At 64.8% G+C, this 17,289-nt stretch carries 16 protein-coding genes; 6 read left to right on the top strand and 10 right to left on the bottom strand.

The window, feature by feature from the left end:
• Positions 1-23: 23 nt before the first annotated feature.
• The 3 genes from P3L18_RS26145 to P3L18_RS26135 all read right to left on the bottom strand — a co-directional run bounded on the left by P3L18_RS26145 (position 24) and on the right by P3L18_RS26135 (position 5,009).
• Complete coding sequence (locus P3L18_RS26145) at positions 24-620, bottom strand: helix-turn-helix domain-containing protein (protein ID WP_276115769.1); 597 nt, start codon at positions 618-620, stop codon at positions 24-26.
• Positions 617-1,261 carry a TnsA-like heteromeric transposase endonuclease subunit gene (locus tag P3L18_RS26140; RefSeq protein ID WP_276115768.1) on the bottom strand — a complete coding sequence of 215 codons (645 nt, stop codon included), beginning with the start codon at positions 1,259-1,261 and terminating at the stop codon, positions 617-619. The genes P3L18_RS26145 and P3L18_RS26140 overlap by 4 nt, the downstream gene beginning before the upstream one ends.
• Before the next feature lie 307 nt (positions 1,262-1,568).
• Positions 1,569-5,009, bottom strand: coding sequence for a replicative DNA helicase (locus P3L18_RS26135; protein WP_276115770.1), 3,441 nt, complete (start codon positions 5,007-5,009; stop codon positions 1,569-1,571).
• Positions 5,010-5,636: 627 nt separating this feature from the next.
• Between P3L18_RS26135 and P3L18_RS26130 the strand changes: the two genes are divergently transcribed.
• Positions 5,637-6,308, top strand: coding sequence for a hypothetical protein (locus P3L18_RS26130; RefSeq protein WP_079931848.1), 672 nt, complete (start codon positions 5,637-5,639; stop codon positions 6,306-6,308).
• Positions 6,309-6,492: 184 nt separating this feature from the next.
• Here the strand turns inward: P3L18_RS26130 and rplI are convergent, their stop codons facing one another.
• The 4 genes from rplI to rpsF form a co-directional block, all read right to left on the bottom strand.
• Complete coding sequence (rplI, locus tag P3L18_RS26125) at positions 6,493-6,945, bottom strand: 50S ribosomal protein L9 (RefSeq protein ID WP_079931849.1); 453 nt, start codon at positions 6,943-6,945, stop codon at positions 6,493-6,495.
• A 21-nt stretch (positions 6,946-6,966) separates the two neighbouring features.
• Positions 6,967-7,227 (bottom strand): 30S ribosomal protein S18, encoded by a 261-nt coding sequence (gene rpsR, locus P3L18_RS26120; RefSeq protein WP_006373162.1) that lies wholly within the window; start codon positions 7,225-7,227, stop codon positions 6,967-6,969.
• A gap of 25 nt (positions 7,228-7,252) precedes the next feature.
• Positions 7,253-7,777: a single-stranded DNA-binding protein gene (locus tag P3L18_RS26115; protein WP_079931850.1), complete on the bottom strand. Its 525-nt coding sequence runs from the start codon at positions 7,775-7,777 to the stop codon at positions 7,253-7,255.
• 111 nt (positions 7,778-7,888) lie between these two features.
• A complete protein-coding gene (rpsF, locus tag P3L18_RS26110) occupies positions 7,889-8,170 on the bottom strand; it encodes a 30S ribosomal protein S6 (protein WP_079931851.1) in 282 nt (93 codons plus the stop codon).
• A gap of 196 nt (positions 8,171-8,366) precedes the next feature.
• Here rpsF and P3L18_RS26105 point away from each other — a divergent pair, with 196 nt between their 5' ends.
• From P3L18_RS26105 to P3L18_RS26095, 3 genes are all read left to right on the top strand, one after another.
• Positions 8,367-8,765 carry a VOC family protein gene (locus tag P3L18_RS26105; protein WP_276115767.1) on the top strand — a complete coding sequence of 133 codons (399 nt, stop codon included), beginning with the start codon at positions 8,367-8,369 and terminating at the stop codon, positions 8,763-8,765.
• 120 nt (positions 8,766-8,885) lie between these two features.
• Entirely contained in the window at positions 8,886-10,337 is a 1,452-nt protein-coding gene (locus tag P3L18_RS26100) for a hypothetical protein (RefSeq protein ID WP_276115766.1), read from the top strand.
• A complete protein-coding gene (locus P3L18_RS26095) occupies positions 10,334-10,915 on the top strand; it encodes a GNAT family protein (protein ID WP_276115765.1) in 582 nt (193 codons plus the stop codon). Before P3L18_RS26100 ends, P3L18_RS26095 begins: the two co-directional genes overlap by 4 nt.
• Here the strand turns inward: P3L18_RS26095 and P3L18_RS26090 are convergent.
• From P3L18_RS26090 to P3L18_RS26080, 3 genes are all read right to left on the bottom strand, one after another.
• Entirely contained in the window at positions 10,912-12,519 is a 1,608-nt protein-coding gene (locus tag P3L18_RS26090; RefSeq protein ID WP_276115764.1) for a glycosyltransferase 87 family protein, read from the bottom strand. The two genes, P3L18_RS26095 and P3L18_RS26090, sit on opposite strands and share 4 nt — an antisense overlap.
• Complete coding sequence (locus tag P3L18_RS26085; RefSeq protein WP_276115763.1) at positions 12,512-14,749, bottom strand: transglycosylase domain-containing protein; 2,238 nt, start codon at positions 14,747-14,749, stop codon at positions 12,512-12,514. The genes P3L18_RS26090 and P3L18_RS26085 overlap by 8 nt, the downstream gene beginning before the upstream one ends.
• A gap of 160 nt (positions 14,750-14,909) precedes the next feature.
• Complete coding sequence (locus tag P3L18_RS26080) at positions 14,910-15,299, bottom strand: DUF5318 family protein (protein ID WP_006373170.1); 390 nt, start codon at positions 15,297-15,299, stop codon at positions 14,910-14,912.
• A 177-nt stretch (positions 15,300-15,476) separates the two neighbouring features.
• On the opposite strand from P3L18_RS26080, the gene P3L18_RS26075 reads away from it, so the two are divergent.
• Together P3L18_RS26075 and P3L18_RS26070 are read left to right on the top strand one after the other, a co-directional pair.
• On the top strand, positions 15,477-16,181 hold the full coding sequence (locus tag P3L18_RS26075; RefSeq protein ID WP_276115762.1) for a PadR family transcriptional regulator: 705 nt from the start codon (positions 15,477-15,479) through the stop codon (positions 16,179-16,181).
• The gene (locus P3L18_RS26070) at positions 16,174-17,262 is read left to right on the top strand and encodes an inositol-3-phosphate synthase (protein ID WP_006373172.1); all 1,089 of its coding nucleotides are present in this window, start codon (positions 16,174-16,176) and stop codon (positions 17,260-17,262) included. Before P3L18_RS26075 ends, P3L18_RS26070 begins: the two co-directional genes overlap by 8 nt.
• The last annotated feature ends 27 nt before the right edge of the window (positions 17,263-17,289 follow it).

Here is a 17,289-nt window from a genome sequence, read left to right as displayed (position 1 = left end):
TCGCACGCAAGTCAGCAATCAAGCTAACCGTGTCCATTTTTTCGGGGGAACCCCAGTTCGACCATGACCTCGATCGCTGTCTGCACCCAGCGATCGTCAACATTGCCGGTTGGGGACGTAGGCGGCTTGGCTTCCACCAATCCCGCTTCTCCGGTTTGACGAAACTCGCTCGTCCAGCGACGCAACGTTCGGACCCCGACGCCAAGTTCTGCTGCCTTCGATTGGTAGCGCTTCATCAGCGGGACGTCTGGTCGGTACTCTGGTCGTGGCTCATCTGCGTTTGCTGTCTCCGGATGCCCCGACCGGTAGCCGGTTAGCATCTCACGCAGATGGGCCGCGCGCTCCAACACGGTTTCGCGTTCGGGTGCAGTTAAATTCGACAACACGACCGCGGGTAGCTCGATCGGATCATCGGCAGATGGGCCGGGATTGCCCGACAGTATCCGGACGCGCTCGCCGCCGAAGATCTCTTTGACCGCTAGTTGTGCAACTCGTTGGGTCCTCCTGTAGCGCACGACGACTACCGTGCCTGACGCACTCGGCAATAGCTCAGTGACTTCGACGATTTCACCGTCATAGACGAGACGCGTCCCCACCCCCACCGAGACATGCATAGTCATACGGCGCTCTCCAGTACCCGAGCCCCACTCAACGGTCGCAAGAGGTCAACTGCGAACTGCTGACGCCACAGCACATGCATCAACGCCGCACGGGCGGCGTCGGCCGACAGATGTTGCTCCTGTGAAATCGCTTCTCTGACAGTCATTCCAATCAAATGGGGTAGCGACATTCGCTCGATCGCCTCCTCACGGAAGTACTGATGCCGACGGAATCCCGCCAAGAATCGGATGTTGGACAGATGCACCGACGCGTCACCAGTCCACACTTCATAGGACCAACCCCGCGAGTGAACAACTTCCTTCGTCCACGCAAATGTCTGTGCGACAATAGGTTTAAGTATCTGCGCTGCCGGTTTCACGTCCACGACCACTGGGCCGTCATCGGTGAACAACAAGTAGTCCGGAACGTGGCGCCGCACTTGGCCTTCGACGACCGTCTCCAACAAGAACGGTTGTGAAACGACCCACGACACCGACTTATCGAAGTCGGCGAGCAGCAATCGGCCAAGCTCCAGACGTGACTCATAAGTCACGTGGCTGGCGCAGGTCGCAGCCCAGTATGTGCCCGAGTAATGCTTCTGCCCCTTGAACCAACGGAACGTTCTCCACGGAGCCGCCGCACGCAGACGCTGCGTCGTCACGTCCTTCCACGGTCCTGACCGTTCGGAGCAATCGAGCCGAGACCGGACTTTCACCATCACCGATGTGAGATCCACTACCGACGCCGGGCCGCCGCCTGCCGTATTCGAGGGAAGTTGGGTGGTAGCCATCGGCCGCCCCTTGCGCGAGCTGGGTATCTCCAGCCACCAGATTGCGCCTGCGACGGGCTCCGTCAGCTACGACACGCCGGGGTGCACCCCGGGAAATCTCAACTTATGGCCAATTGGCCAGTCAGTGGCCACTACCGTTGAGATTTGGCCATCTGAAATGAGAGCCTACAAGCAGTTCTCAGCCCCTCGCCATATCCACGAATCGGCTCAAATGTAGTTGGTGCGCAACGGTAATCGTGGCGGTTGGACCATTACGGTGCTTTCCGACGATGATGTCAGCCTCACCAGCGCGGGGGTCGTCGCGCTCGAATGCGTCGGGTCGATGAAGCAGGATCACCATGTCGGCGTCCTGCTCCAGGCTGTTGTGAACAGCGATGCCATCTGCGATGAAGTTGTGCGTGCCGGGAACGGTTCCGTCGTACACGTCTTGTTCTCCGAGACTCTCAATTTCAACGATCCGATCCCAGTAGACATCGTTGGTACAGAGCATTTCGATGTCAGCGCTCTTCAACACCTCTGCAACTCGAGCAAGCCGCGCACGGCTCGGCGAGTGCTTCCACATCGTTGATCCGCAGAACCGCGAACCCATTGCAGCAGCGAACTCCCGATGCGTCATTCCGCTGTGTTTCAACAGTTCCCGGACCTGAGTCCACACTTCTTTCGGCACGGTGTCCGTGTTGGTATTCGACTGGATGGTCGACAGCCTGTTGAGTACATCCTTGCCGAGCTGTCCACGCTCTCCGTGGATTCCAATCTTCCCCAAGAACGCCGACTGATTCTCCACGCCTGTGATCGTCACGTGCCAGCAAGCACGGTATCCAGCTTTTTCAGTTCGGACTGTCCTCGCGTAGATTCCAAACCTCAGCAGGAGCTGCGCCACGTCATCCGCGAGCCGCCGCGAGGTGGTCGCATAGTACAGTCGCGCGATGCCCGCCTTCTCATCCCAGCGCACCGACCCGTCCGTCGCCCACAGGTGATGCAGGAACAGAGCGATCTGATCGTTCGGCAGTGAGAACACAGCCGTGGGGACGAACTTCTCGTAGCTTCGAAGCCCGAACAGTCCGAGTCCATCCAGCCACGCAGCGATCGGGTTCCGCTTCCCATGAGTCAGTTGATACGGCGCCGGCAGTCGCAGGGTTGTAACTCGTGCCGCAGCGTATTCGTCACGGATTGGGGTTACCCCGAAGAAGTTGGCTGCGTCCGAGACCGCCGCAAGGTTCTCCTCATCAATACTTGCGTAGCGAATGGGTTGGCGCTTCACACACGACCCGTCGCCAATCATATGAGCTAAGAGGACGATCTCTTGCTCAGCCATCACCGTTGTCTCGTGCGGCTCTGGTGTCCACCTCGGTGCCGCGACGCGATCGTTGACCGACATCTCAGCAAGGGGGATCCACCCGTCCAAGGTCATGAACGGATGATTCCCCGTCGCCTCGACCACGCGTCCCGATGCCATCCGCACGCGGAACACTTCCTTGCGTCCACTCGGGAACACCTTGACCATGGGCCTGGCAACCATGCGAAGGCGTTCGTCGAGCGACCACACGAGCGGTTGCTCTCCGGACTCCAACAACTCGCCGATGGTCACCTCGGACCCGTCGTCTGCACGAAGGATTCGCGTCGATGCGGGAAGACAACCCGATTCGCGCAGATCCGACACCTGTGGCTTCTTGTCGGTTCGCTGCTCGGGACCACGGTTCAGCTGGCTGATCGCGACCACCGGAACCTCGAGTTCCTTTGCGAGAAGCTTCAATTGACGGGAGAACTCCGAGACCTCTTGCTGACGTGACTCGACCTTCTTGCCGGAGGTCATCAGCTGCATGTAGTCCACCACCACGAGTTTGAGGTCGTTGCGCTGTTTGAGCCGTCGGGCTTTGGCTCGAATCTCCATCATGGTGAGGTTGGGCGAGTCGTCGATGAACAGTGGCGCCTCGGAGATCTCACCCATACGTCGGGCCAGTCGGGTCCAGTCGTCGTCGGTCATCGAACCGCCGCGCATGTCACCGAGTTTCACCTTGGCCTCGGCCGAGAGTAGTCGCATGACGATCTCGACCTTGCTCATTTCCAGGGAGAACATGGCGCCGGTCATGTGGTGGTGAATCGAGCACGACCGCAAAAAGTCCATGGCGAGCGTCGAATTGTGGGTGGGTACCATTGCCTCGCCTGCGAGGAACAGGTGATCATCGTTGTCGACCTGCACGCATCGCACCGGGACGCTGTCGACGGGACGCACCGCGACGATGCGCCGCACGCCTGCCGGGCGTCGGAGTTCCTTGTGCCGCAACGCTTTATGATGAACGGTGAACACGTCGTCGTCGGCGTCGACGCGGAGCCACCCGGTGGCCGAACGACGGTAGGTGTAACCGAGTCCGGCGACGAGGTCGGCCACCACGGCGGTCATGTGCCGGGTGGCGGCGGGCACTGTGATCCAGCCGTCGTCGTCGACGGTCGCGCGGGCGTCCAGCAAACCCGCGAGCAGGGCGCGGCGCTGAGCGATGGAGCCGCGCAGATACTCGTAGGGGATACGCCCGCCGAGGTCGGCCATCAATGTCATCACGTCGACGGGACCCTCGGCGTCGATGCGCATCCCGATCTCGGGATCGTCAAAAGCCATACCAGCCAACGCGGCGACGGTGTACGGTCCGTAGGCAAATCGCTTGCGCGGCAGTTCAAGTGGCTTGGTGTTGCGAATGAAGGCGCTGCCGACGTGGGCACACATGCCCTCGGTGGTGACGACCTGACTGCTGCCGTCGACCTCGATTGCCCACTCGTGCCAGGCGTCGGCGAGGATGCTGTTGCCGTCGGCGAATTCGACCTCATAGCAGGGCCGTTCGGTCATAACATCGGTCGCGGCCACGACAGTGGTGGGGCGGCCGTGGGCGTCGAGCAGTTTGTCGCCGACGGCGACGCGGCCCATCGTGGTCCAGCCCGTGGGCGTGGGCAGCGGCGTGTCCAGCGACAGCGCCTTGCCGACACCAGGACGTGCCGCCACGATGATCATCTGCCCTGGATGCAGTCCGTTGGTGAGCTTGTCGAGATCGGCGAAACCCGTTGGCACACCGAGTGACAGCCCGCCTCGCGAGGCGATCGAGTCGATCTCGTCCATCGTCGGCTGCAGGAGCTCCTCGAGGGGAACATAGTCCTCGGCGGTGCGGCGCTCGGTGACCTCGTACACCTCGGCCTGCGCCCGGTCGACGACCTCCGCGACGTCCTGGCCGTCGGCCCCGGAGTAACCGAACTGCACGATGCGGGTTCCGGCCTCCACGAGTCGCCGCAGGATGGCCTTCTCGGCGACGATCTCGGCGTAGTAGCCGGCGTTCGCGGCTGTGGGCACCGTGGAGATGAGGGTGTGCAGATAGGGTGCACCGCCCACGCGGCGCAGCTCTCCGGCGCGCTCCAGCTCGGCAGAGACGGTCACGGCGTCGGCGGGCTCACCCTTGCCGTAGAGCTCGAGGATGGCGTCGTAGACGGCCTGGTGCGCGGGCCGGTAGAAGTCGGCCGGCCGGATTTTCTCGACGACGTCGGCGATGGCGTCCTTCGACAACAGCATGCCACCGAGGACCGATTGCTCGGCGGCCATGTCCTGTGGTGGTTGGCGACCGAATTCTTCGGTCGGGATCGGCGCTTCGTCGTCGAAACCCCCGGACCCCCCGCGTCCGGAATCACGCCGGGCGCCGTGCCCGCGATCGTCGACAACCGCCACCGATGCCCCAACCTCTCGCGCCGATCACGGCAGATCCGCAACACGGATCCGCCCCTGCTCTCTCTGCCGTACTCAGTACCCGACGTACTCAATACCCGCGGCCACCGACAGAACCCGCGATCACGTCGCCGACACCGGTGCCGATTCACCCTGAGAGGTGACCCTAGGAGGAGACCGGCGCGCGTTCAAACGCGCCTGTGGACCGAGCTGTGCACCAATTGTGGACGCTTCGGGTGCGGCCTGTGGGTCGCTGGCGACGGCCTGTGGACAAGGTGGGGAATGTTGACGCGATTTGTCCCATCACTGCAGCTCAGACCATGTGCACGAATTCCACAGAGACGAGTTCTTTACTTCCTCGGCGTGTCGCTTGAATGTGGCGGCCGGGCGTGTTGCGAGTGACGGCAACCACTGGGCGTTTACCAGCTCGTGAACAGTCCGTGAGCCGGCGATGACACCGCATTGGGACGCTCTCGACGCGGCCCGCGCGTGCGGCCGCCACGACGAGGATCAAACGCTCCCCCGCCTCCACACGACTGTGATGCAATGAAGCCCGTGTCCAGGATTCGCACGTTCGGTACGTTGTCGCGCGCGCTCGCCACGGTCGGCGTTGCCGCCGCCATGGCCGTCGTCGCGCCCGCCATGCTGGCATCGGATGCGTCGGCCGCTCCGCCGCCCCCACTGCCCGCAGAATTCGACCTGAGCCGCTACACCCCGGTAAACCCCGACGCGTTCCGCTCGCTGGCCTACGAGGACAACGGGCGGTCGTTCTTCACCACTGGGCGCTACATGTGCCAGATCGGCCCGCAGTATCGCTACGTCGGTTGTACGGGCAGCCCGGCCACCGCACCCGCCGACACCCCGACGTCGCGGACACTCGGCGCGACCATTGCCGGCGATCAGCAGGGACCGTTCTGGGTGCGCACCAACTGGCCGTTCGCCCCGACCTATCGTTTCGGCTCCACGACCGGGTTCCGGCCGCCCGTCCTGCACGTCGGGCAGGGGGTGACGATTGCAGGGGTTACCTGTACGGTGCCTGCGCCGAACGAGGTGGCCTGCCGAACCGGTTCTCGCGCACTGATCTTCGCGACCGGATGGCACAAGTTCTTCTATCCCGCATGGGATCAGGCACACGACGGCAATCCGGCGCCGCAGTATCTCCCTGCAGCGCTTCGGGGTTCGAGTCAACTGCCGGCGGTGCCTGTGGCGCCGGCGTGAGGTGCGTTGCCGCGTAAGGGTTACGCGGTCTCGACGCTCGGCGCCTGGGGCGCCTCGCACCTCGACCAGCGATCGAGAGTCGTCCAACGATCAGAAAACGACATCGATTGAAATGCACTTCAGCCCGCCGACCACGCATCATGTGCGTGGTCGGCGGGCCGAAAGTTGTTGCGTGCGAGCCTGATCAGCCGGCGACGACGGCCAGCGACACGGTCGCGGCGACGTCGGGGTGCAGGTTCACCACGACCGGGAAGCTACCGGTGGCCTTGATGTGGCCCTTGGGCAGCTCCACGTTGCGCTTGTCGACGACGGGGCCGCCGGCCGAGCGGATGGCACCGGCGACGTCTGCGGCGGTGACCGAACCGAACAGCTTGCCCGAGTCGTGGGTCTTCACCGACAGCGAGACCTCGGAGAGGTTCTCGAGTGCCTGCTTGAGTTCGTTGGCGTGCTCGAGGCCGCGGACCTCGCGGGCGGCCTGCGCCCGACGGATGGTCTCGACCTGCTTCTCGGCGCCACGGGTGGCCTTGATGGCCAGACCGCGGGGCAACAGGTAGTTACGGCCGTAGCCGTCCTTGACCTCGACGGAATCGCCGGCTTCACCGAGGTTTTCCACGGCAGCAGTCAGGATGAGCTTCATATCGTGTTCTCTCCCTTCGGCTTATCGGCTGGTCGAGGTGAACGGCAGAAGCGCCACCTCACGCGAGTTCTTGACGGCCACAGCGACGTCGCGCTGGTGCTGGACGCAGTTGCCGGTCACGCGACGCGAACGGATCTTGCCGCGGTCGGACAAAAAGCGGCGCAGCAGCGCGGTGTCCTTGTAGTCGATGGTGCTGGTGTTCTTGTCCTTGCAGAAGGAGCACGCCTTGGTCTTGGTGACCTTTTCGACGCGCACCTTCCGGCTGCTCTTTTGCTTAGCCATGTGATGCTCCAGTCAAAAATGTTTCTTAGAAAGGTGGTTCGTCGTCCCCGCCGCCGCCACCGAACGAGGAGCCGCTCGCAGGGGCGCTGCCCCACGGATCCTCGGGTGCGGACTGGCTCGATCCGCCGCCGCGGCTTGCGCCACCGCCGGACGAACCGAAGTTTCCGCCGCCGGACGATCCGCCGCGCGAGGCGCGATTGACCGATGCGGTGGCGAATTTCAGCGAGGGACCGATCTCTTCGACATCGAGTTCCACAACCGTGCGCTTCTCACCCTCGCGGGTTTCGTAGGAACGCTGCTTGAGACGACCCTGCACGATGACGCGGGTGCCCTTGGTCAGGCTCTCGGTCACGTTCTCCGCAGCTTCGCGCCAGATACTGCACCGCAGGAACAGTGCCTCGCCGTCTTTCCATTCATTGGACTGACGATCGAAGGTGCGCGGAGTGGAGGCCACCGTGAAGCTGGCGACCGCAGCACCCGAGGGGGTGAACCGCAGTTCGGGCTCAGCAGTCAGATTGCCTACAACGGTGATGACGGTTTCGCCTGCCATGTGTCTCCCCTTGGTCGTGGTTGGGCACTCGATGGTCGATGTGCACCGGACTAGTGATTCACCCTAGGGTCCGGTACCGACTATCTCGGGACATCGGAGAAAGCCTGCGTACTACTTCCGGAGAACCTTGGTGCGGAGCACCGACTCGTTCAGCTTCAGCTGACGATCCAGCTCGCTGACGGTGCCCGGCTCGGCGTTCAGGTCGATGACGGCGTAGATGCCCTCACTGTGCTTGGCGATCTCGTAGGCGAGACGGCGCTTGCCCCAGATGTCCACGTTGTCGACCTTGCCGCCGTCCTTGCGGACTACGTTCAGGAACGTGTCCAGGGACGGAGCAACGGTGCGCTCGTCGAGACTCGGGTCGAGGATGACCATCAATTCGTAATGACGCATGTGACCACATCACCTCCTATGGGCTCATCGGCCACGGACTGTCCGTGGCAGGAGGGTCGCCTGCGTCGGCAACCGTTCCAAGATACACGAGGTACCCCTGACCAGCGAAATCGTGCTCCACAGCCGATCGCGGACACGATCTGGCCGCTATCGGCTGCACGCTGGCGGCATCACATCCGAGAAAGGGCGCACCCTCATGTACTTCGCAGCCACCCGCATCCTCACCGACGACGTCGACGGTCTGGTCGGCTTTTACGAGACGGTCACCGGCCTGCGCGCGAACCGCCTGCATCCGTTGTTCGCCGAGTTCACCACCGATTACGGCACCCTGGCCATCGCGTCGTCGACCACCATCACGGCAATGGGCGACGACGTACTCACCGCCGCGTCGAACCGTTCGGTGATCCTCGATTTCCTCGTCGGCGATGTCGACGAAATGCACCGACGTCTCACCAGCGGGCATCTGACCGACGTCGTCGACGGGTTCGTCAATGACGGCCCCACCGATATGCCGTGGGGCAATCGCTCGTTGCTCCTGCGCGATCCCGACGGAAACCTCGTGAACTTCTACGCGCCTCTCGCCGACCGGGACTGACCTCGCATCGAAAGCGGCCCCGATTCCGGCTGACCGGTCCGTCGGGATTGGGAGTGAGCCAGGTCACCGTTCGCCGGTCGATTTCATGGTGCGCGGGGCGTTCCGCTTACCCTGTAGCGCATGTCCGACCGCCTGAGCACGACGTTCCGCTACGGGCGCGTCACCCTGTCGCGTCGCGGGGATCTGATCCTGATCCTGACCGTGTCCCTGCTGTTGACCTTGCTGTTCATGTATTGGAGCTACGAGGTCAAGATCAAGTGCGTCGGTCCACCGTTCTTCCCGGACGGGCGCAGCCACAAGTGGCCGGTCGGCGATCCGCACGCGGTCATCCCCTGCTATTCGGATCTGGCGTACCTGTGGGTGGGCCGCGACATCAACAACCATGTCTTCCCGTACATCCACGGCGGTATCGGCACCAACGGCCAGCTCTTCGGTGGTTCGGTCGAGTACCCGGTGCTCTCGGGAATCCTGATGTGGCTCGGTGCGATCGGCGCGCACACCGACGTCGACTTCTTCCGCCATTCGGCGGCGCTGCTCGCGCCGTTCGGTGTGGTGATCACCGCGATGCTCGCCGTGCTCACCCGCTGGAATGTGTTGTGGTGGGCAATGACCCCGCCGCTGATCCTCTACGCCTTCCACAACTGGGAACTGCCGGTGGTGGCGACCGCCGTCGGTGCCGTCGCCGTCATGGCCTGGGGGGCGAGCATCAAGCCGTCGACGGGCGAACGCCGAATGAGTTTGCGTACCAGCGCAATCCTGGCGTCGATCCTGCTGGCCATCGGATTCTGTCTGAAGCTCTACCCCGGATTCTTCGTGCTGCCCCTGACGATCTACGTGCTGACCGGAGGAGCCGGCGGGCGCCGAGCGCTCGACTGGATCGGCGCGGCGTGGGTGGCCGTCACGGCTGCGCTCACCGTCGTCGTCATCCAGTTGCCCTTCATGGTGCTGGGATACGACGGGTGGCGCGCGGCGCTGACCTTCCAGGGCAAACGTCGCGCCGACGTGGACACCAACTCCATCTGGTACTGGGGCCTACGCCATCTCACCGGCGGCCAGGACGGCACCTACAACTCGATCGTCGGCGTGTTGTCCCCGACGCTCATCGTGTGCGCCTTCGTCGTCGCGGTGTATTTCGGCTGGCGGCAGTACAACCGGACCGGGCTGTATCCGTGGATCGGCGTCAGCGCGGCGATGCTCGCCGGTTTCATGGTGTTCCACAAGGTGCATTCGCCGCAGTACACGCTGTGGATTCTGCCGTTCTTCGTGCTGCTGCGAGTGCGCTGGCCGGTCATCGTGGCGTATCTGATCGCCGATTTCATCCTCGACACCACCATCTTCCGGTTGTTCGGCATCTATGTGTCGGGCGAGCCGATGAAGTGGTGGGTGATGGCCGGGGTCAACGTCGGCGTGTGGGTGCACGCGGTGTTGCTGGTCTATCTCATCGGCGCCTTCGTCAGCGCGGGTCTGCGCGAACCGCTCGCCTCGATCGGCCGACGCCCAGACCCCACCGACGCGGCCTCGTCCGAACCCGACGACGCACCACCCGGGCAGCGCGTGCCCGCCGGGGCATGAGCGACTGGCTCGGCACCGGCCCGCTCGTCGGGGACCGGGTGACGTTGCGGCCGTTCACCATCGACGACGCCGACGCACTCGCACGGGTCGTCGGCGATCCGGCCAGGTTCCGTTGGGTGCCCGGCGTCCCGACCGACGCCGGCTCCGCAGCCCGATGGATCTCGGCGGCGCTCGCCGATCCCCAGCGCCGCGTGGCCTTCGCCGTCATCGACAACACCGACGGCCGGCTCGTCGGCTCGACGAGTTTCTATGACATCGACCCGGCCAACCTGTCGGCCGCGATCGGCTACACGTTCTACGCCGAGGACGTTCAGGGCACCGCGGTGAACCCGACAGCCAAATACCTGTTGATGCACCACGCCTTCGAGCAGTGCGGCGCCGTCCGGCTGGTTTGGCACACCCACGAGAGCAACACCCAATCCCGTGCCGCCATCGCCAAATTGGGCGCCACCTTCGAGGGGCTGCTCCGCAAACACCGACGCTTCGGTGACGGCTGGCGCACCACCGCGCAGTTCGCGATGATCGACGAGGACTGGCCGGCCGCGAAAGCTGCTCTGCGGGAGCGGATTCGGGGCTAGGGGTACGCCCCGACCTCCTCAATCACGGTCTCCTCGTCCGCAGCCCCCCAGGTGCGTCGCGTCCGCCCCAGCAATAGCCGATCCGCCGCACCGTCGAGCACCCCACCCGCCGGGTCCTCGAGTTCGTTGCCCTCGTTGTCGCGGCGCATCAGGTCGTTCTCGGGCCGCAGGATCTGCCAGATGACGATGATGCAGAGCGCGATCACGAACAGTGCCCGGATCACGATGATCGTGGTGAACCACTCCTGCGGCAACCACTTTCGGCTGGGATCGATGAACAGCGACATCCGCGGAATCCACACGAGTGCGTCGATGGTCATCCACACGAGCAGCAGGCGTGTGTGCGGGATGGCCAGTACCGCCAGCGGCACCAGCCACAGCGAGTACTGGGGGCTCCACACCTTGTTGACCAGTAGGAACCCGGCGACGACCAGGAAGGCGACCTGCGCGACGCGGGGTCGGCGTGGCGCGGCCAAGCACAGCCACCCAATGCCGAGGACGACGAGGATCATCAGCCCCAACGAGACGACGTTGAGGACGTCGACCTTCCACGTGGCACCGACCGCCTTGGCGGCCAGACGCAGCAGGGTGTCGGCGTCGGCGCCGCGATCGGAGTTGAGCCGGAAGAACTCGTACCAGCCGTGCGGATACAGGATGAGAATCGGCAGATTCACCGCGGTCCACGCGATGACCGCAGCCGCGGCCGCCGCGCACCAGTCGCGCAGCTTGCCCGAACGCAGGCACAGGAAGAACAGCACCACCAGCAACAGCAGGGGATAGAACTTGGCGGCGGTCCCCAGACCGATGAACATGCCTGCAAGCCAAGGCTTCTTGCGCGCCCAGCACAGCAGGGCCACGGCCAGGGCGGCGGTGGCGATGGCGTCGAAGTTGGTGAAGGCATGCACGATCACCAGTGGGGAGACGGCCGCGAGCCACGCCGCCCAGATGCGCGTCCTGGCGGTCAGCGCGGTGGCCCAGACCGTGACCAACCAGAACAGTGCCAAACCCAGTGCGGCGAGGTCGAAATAGAGCACCGCGGGCAACGCGCCCGGGAGACCCCAGCGGTCCGACGCCGACGCCCATTCGCGACCCATCCAGGCCGTGGCGTACATGTACATCCCGGTGATCACCGGATATTCCATGTACCGCTTGATCTCCTGGCCGTCACCATTCTTCTCGAACCAGAATGTCCGGTACGGGAATTCGCCCCTGTCGAGCTGCTCGGCACCGAACAGCGAGATGACGTCGGAGTAGCAGAGGTGGGTGAACTGACGCTGATCGTCGCGGTCGAGTTTCACCGCGGGCTGTCCCTGGCCCGGGTTCACGACCACTTCCTGCTGCAGGCACCCGGCCTTGCCGAACCAGCTCAGCGCCAACGTGCACAGCGCGAGCAGGAACAACACCCGGATCGGCGTCCAATGACGGCTGCGCCCCACCGCTGCGTGCGCACCGAGGGGGCCGCCGACGGCCCGCGAGGCCTCGGCGACCACCGGATCGTGGTGGCTCGGGATCAGCCGACGCGTGTCGGTACGAAGGTCGGCGGCCAGCGGCGCGGGACTGTCGTCGGCGACCTCGTAGGTCGGCGACGGAGTCCCGTCAGCCACCGGGCGCAGGGACCGCTCCTTCGTCGCCGGTACCGCCCTCGCCGCGGGTGCCGCCTCCGGTACCGCCGTCACCGCGCTCCGCGCCACCCGGGACCGGGATGGTGATGCCTGGTGCGATGGTGATCGCTCCCCCACCCGGGTAGTCCGGGGTCGGCGTCCGGTTCGGCCGCGTCGACGGATAGTTGTTGTTGTACGAGGTGGGTGGCGGCTCGTACGGGACGCCGGCCTGGCCACCGACCGCTGCGGGCTCGGGGAATTGCTCGATGGGCTGGCCCTCGAGCGCGTCGTCCATGCCGCGCTTCCAGATCTGCGCCGACAGACCGCTGCCGTAGACCATCGACCCACTGGCGTTGACCAGGGCGGTGCCCTTGTCGGTACCCACCCACACCGCGGTCGAGAGCTGCGGGGTGTAACCGACCATCCACGCGTCCTTGTTCTGGCCGGTGTTACCCAGCTGCGCGGTGCCGGTCTTGGCCGCCGACGGGCGCGATCCCAGCTCGTCGTCGTAGAGGTTGTTGTTGTTGGAGTACGCTGCGATCGGCTCGAGCGCCGCGGTCACGTTGTCGGCGACCTTGGCCGGGAACACCCGCTTGCCCGGGTCGGGCTGACGCTCGTAGAGCACATCGCCGGTGGAGGTCTCCACCTTCTGCACGAAGTGCGGGGCGCGATAGATACCGGATGCCGCGAAGGTGGCGTACGCCGAGGCCATGTCGATGACGCGCGACGGGTACTGCCCGAGCACCACACCGCCCTGCACGCTGCCGTTGGACTCCTGCAACGTCTTCGCGATGTCGCCGAAGGACTCCGCGATACCGGCGGCATGCGCGGCATCGGCCACGTCCTGTGCCTGGTTCTTGAGGTCCATCATCAGCCGGTAGTACACGGTGTTCAGCGACATCTTCATCGCGGTCGCGAGGTTGCACGAGCCGCAGCTCTCACCGTCGGAGTTCTCGATGGTGAGCCCGCTCGAGGTGGTGTACGGCGCCGAGCTGTACACCTTCGACAGTGGGATGTCCTGCTCGAGTGCGGCCGCGAGGGCGAACACCTTGAAGGACGATCCGGTCTGCAGACCCGCCTGCGCATAGTCCCAGCCCTGGGCGTCGTCGCCACCGTAATAGCCGGCGACCCCACCGGTACGGGGATCGATCGACACGGCGGCGTCGCGGATCTGCGCCGGCTCGCCGACGAGAATCCCGTTGGGGCACTTGTAGATGTCGTTGTCGCGGCACGCCGCCTGGACGAGGCCGTTCTGCACCTGCGGATCGATCGTCGTGGTGATCTTCAGGCCCTCGGTGCGGACCTGCTGCTCGGAAATGCCGAGATCGGCTAGTTCGGCGAGTACCTGCCGCTTGATGAGGCCATTGGGGCCGACGGTCTCACCGGTCGCCGTCGGCGGCGGCGACACCTTGGGATAGCGGATCGCCGCACGGTCGGCCTGGGTGATCGAACCGATCTGCACCATGCCGTCGAGCACGTAGTTCCATCGGGCCGTCGCCGCCTCCTGATTGACCGCCGGGTCGTAATAGGAGGGTGAGCGGATCGCCGCGGCAAGCACCGCCGACTCGGCGGGTGTCAGATCCTTGACGTCCTTGCGGAAGTAGGCCTGCGCAGCGGCCCCGACTCCGTAGGCGCCCCGACCGAAGTAGATGGTGTTGAGGTAGGCCGCCATGATGTCGTCCTTGGACCACTCGCTCGACATCTTGGTCGCGATCACCAGCTCACGCAGTTTGCGCTCGTAGCTGTGTTCATCGCCGACCAGCGCATTCTTCACGTACTGCTGAGTGATGGTCGATCCACCGCCCGCGAGATCGTTGTCGGTGATGCGACCCCACACCGCGCGGGACAGGCCACGGATGGAGAAGCCGTCGTTGGTGCGGAACTCGCGGTCCTCGGCGGCGATGACGGCGTCCTGCATCGACTTGGGGATGTCGTTGATGCTGACGTCGGTGCGGTTGCCTTCCGGCGGCACGATCTTGGCCAAGGTGCCACCCTTGGTGTCGACGATCGTGGCCACCTGGTTCTGCTTGATGTCGCCGGGGCGCGGCACGGTGACGGTCGCGTAGGCGATCAGGAAACCCACGATCGCGACCAACGCGACAACCGGGACGATCAGACCGAGCGCACCCACGACCCACGCGACCAGCCGGAACCGCGAACGCTTCGGGTCCTGACCGGTCTTGGAGTCGGTGGATGTGGTGCGCCGCGACGTCGTATCGCGTGACTCGCTCATCGTCGGACCTCCCAATGAACCGCATACACCATCGGCTCGACGTTCCTCACACTACTTGTCGGCATGATTGCCGCCTGTCGGCATGTTTGCCGCCCACCACTCTGACGCACCGACGAGCCGCAGCCAAAAGCCGGACATCGATGAGGCGGCCGCGGGCCGCTTACTCGGCCACCCGGCGACGACGGGCAGAGCGCGGAGGCAGACCGGCAACGTATGACTGCACGAGATGGTTCCAGCTGCAGGTCCGGCACACCTCGACGACGTGCACGGAGAATTCCTCGGCGGTCGTGTCCAGGCGGGAGATCTCCTCGGTGGTGCGCGCCGACCCCGACACCTGGCCGAGTCGCTCGCCGAACACCCAGGAGACCAACGTCACGTGCTCTTTGCGGCAGATCGGGCAGAGCGTCGAACTGGGGCGACCGTGGAACTTCGCGGCGCGCAGGAGATAAGGACTCGCGTCGCAGACCTCGGCCACACCGACCCGCCCGGAATGGACCTGCGACAGCCGCGATCGCCGCTGAAGGGCGTAGTCGACGATCTGGCGTTGCACGTGAACCAGCCTACGTGGTCGATATCGGCGTTGTCGGTGTGACCTGCCCGTCGATTCGGGCCTGTCGAGACCACGATCGCCACCCGCAAGTCGAGGCCGATATCGACAGCGTTTATATCGGTGCGATACATTGGGCGAAAGCATCGGCACGACGAACCATCGGAGAGGGGGTCAGCAGTGCTCGAAATGGCTATCCTCGGCCTCCTGCTCGAATCCCCCATGCACGGCTATGAGCTGCGTAAACGGCTCACCGGGCTGCTCGGCGCGTTCCGTGCGTTCTCCTACGGTTCGCTGTATCCGACGCTGCGTCGGATGCAGGCCGACGGACTCATCGACGAGACCAGCGCGCCGTCGGGAGTGAAGGTGCGTCGCGGACGTCGCGTCTATCAGCTCACTGACGCCGGACGCGAACGCTTCACCGAACTCGTCGCCGACACCGGGCCGCAGAACTACACCGACGACGGATTCGGCGTGCACCTCGCCTTCTTCAGCCGCACCCCGGCCATCGCTCGGATGCGCATCCTGGAGGGCCGGCGTCGTCAGGTCGAGGAGCGCCGTGAAGGCCTGCGCGAGCTCGTCGGCCGCGCCACCGGCGCCTCCGACCGCTACACCCGACAGATGCACGAGTTGAGCCTCGAATCGAGCGAGCGCGAGGTCCGTTGGCTCAACGAGCTCATCGCCGCCGAGGCCTCGGAGGCGTCGTCATCGGCGGCAGCGCCCACAGATTTCCCGGCCACCACGTCACCGACGTCAGGTACGTCACCGACGACCGGTGCCGAGGAGCAGGAAGAAACCGAGCAGGACGAACCGCTCGGTAGAACCCCCGTGTCGCAGCCCAGTGCTGCGGCCCGACAAGAAAAAGGAGAACCCGACCATGGGTGAGCCCAATAAGGTGCGCGTGGCCATTGTGGGCGTAGGAAACTGCGCTTCATCCCTGGTCCAGGGCGTGCAGTACTACCAGGATGCCGACGAGAACGCGACCGTGCCCGGCCTGATGCACGTGAAGTTCGGCCCCTACCACGTGCGCGACGTCGAGTTCGTCGCCGCGTTCGACGTCGACGCCAAGAAGGTCGGCTTCGATCTGTCCGACGCGATCTTCGCGAGCGAGAACAACACCATCAAGATCGCCGACGTGGCGCCGACCGGCGTCACCGTGCAGCGCGGCCACACCCTCGACGGTCTCGGCAAGTACTACCGCGAGACCATCACCGAGGCCGACGGCGACGGCGTCGACGTGGTGCAGACACTCAAGGACAACGAGGTCGACGTCCTCGTCAGCTACCTGCCCGTCGGATCGGATCAGGCCGACAAGTTCTACGCCCAGTGCGCGATCGACGCGAAGGTCGCCTTCGTCAACGCGCTGCCGGTGTTCATCGCCTCGGACCCGGAGTGGGCCAAGAAGTTCACCGACGCCGGTGTCCCGATCGTCGGCGACGACATCAAGAGCCAGGTCGGCGCGACCATCACCCACCGCGTGATGGCCAAGCTGTTCGAGGACCGCGGCGTCGCCCTCGACCGCACCTACCAGCTCAACGTCGGCGGCAACATGGACTTCAAGAACATGCTCGAGCGTGAGCGTCTGGAGTCGAAGAAGGTCTCCAAGACCCAGGCCGTGACCTCCAACCTGACCGGCTCGCTCGCCGGCAAGGTCGAGGACAAGAACGTCCACATCGGCCCGTCGGATCACGTCGAGTGGCTCGACGACCGCAAGTGGGCCTACGTCCGCCTCGAGGGCCGTGCCTTCGGTGACGTACCGTTGAACCTCGAGTACAAGCTCGAGGTCTGGGACTCCCCCAACTCGGCCGGCATCATCATCGACGCCGTGCGCGCCGCCAAGATCGCCAAGGACCGCGGCATCGGCGGCCCGATCCTGCCCGCCTCGGCCTACCTCATGAAGAGCCCGCCGGAGCAGGTCGCCGATGACATCGCGCGCAAGCAGCTCGAGGAGTTCATCGAGGGCTGACGCCTGATCGTCCGACCCAGCGTTTCC

Source organism: Gordonia sp. N1V, assembly GCF_029269935.1.
Classification (GTDB): Bacteria; Actinomycetota; Actinomycetes; order Mycobacteriales; family Mycobacteriaceae; genus Gordonia; species Gordonia polyisoprenivorans.
Note: the sequence above shows the minus strand (reverse complement) of the source record. Positions and strands in the feature narration are given on the sequence as shown.

Bases quoted from the DNA above. Each gene is read 5' to 3' on its own strand.
- rplI (WP_079931849.1), bottom strand. From the start codon at position 6,945: ATGAAGCTCATCCTGACTGCTGCCGTGGAAAACCTCGGTGAAGCCGGC.
- P3L18_RS26095 (WP_276115765.1), top strand. From the start codon at position 10,334: ATGAGCGACTGGCTCGGCACCGGCCCGCTCGTCGGGGACCGGGTGACG.
- P3L18_RS26130 (WP_079931848.1), top strand. From the start codon at position 5,637: ATGAAGCCCGTGTCCAGGATTCGCACGTTCGGTACGTTGTCGCGCGCG.
- rpsF (WP_079931851.1), bottom strand. From the start codon at position 8,170: ATGCGTCATTACGAATTGATGGTCATCCTCGACCCGAGTCTCGACGAG.
- P3L18_RS26085 (WP_276115763.1), bottom strand. From the start codon at position 14,749: ATGAGCGAGTCACGCGATACGACGTCGCGGCGCACCACATCCACCGAC.
- P3L18_RS26070 (WP_006373172.1), top strand. From the start codon at position 16,174: ATGGGTGAGCCCAATAAGGTGCGCGTGGCCATTGTGGGCGTAGGAAAC.
- P3L18_RS26105 (WP_276115767.1), top strand. From the start codon at position 8,367: ATGTACTTCGCAGCCACCCGCATCCTCACCGACGACGTCGACGGTCTG.
- P3L18_RS26100 (WP_276115766.1), top strand. From the start codon at position 8,886: ATGTCCGACCGCCTGAGCACGACGTTCCGCTACGGGCGCGTCACCCTG.
- P3L18_RS26115 (WP_079931850.1), bottom strand. From the start codon at position 7,777: ATGGCAGGCGAAACCGTCATCACCGTTGTAGGCAATCTGACTGCTGAG.
- rpsR (WP_006373162.1), bottom strand. From the start codon at position 7,227: ATGGCTAAGCAAAAGAGCAGCCGGAAGGTGCGCGTCGAAAAGGTCACC.
- P3L18_RS26145 (WP_276115769.1), bottom strand. From the start codon at position 620: ATGACTATGCATGTCTCGGTGGGGGTGGGGACGCGTCTCGTCTATGAC.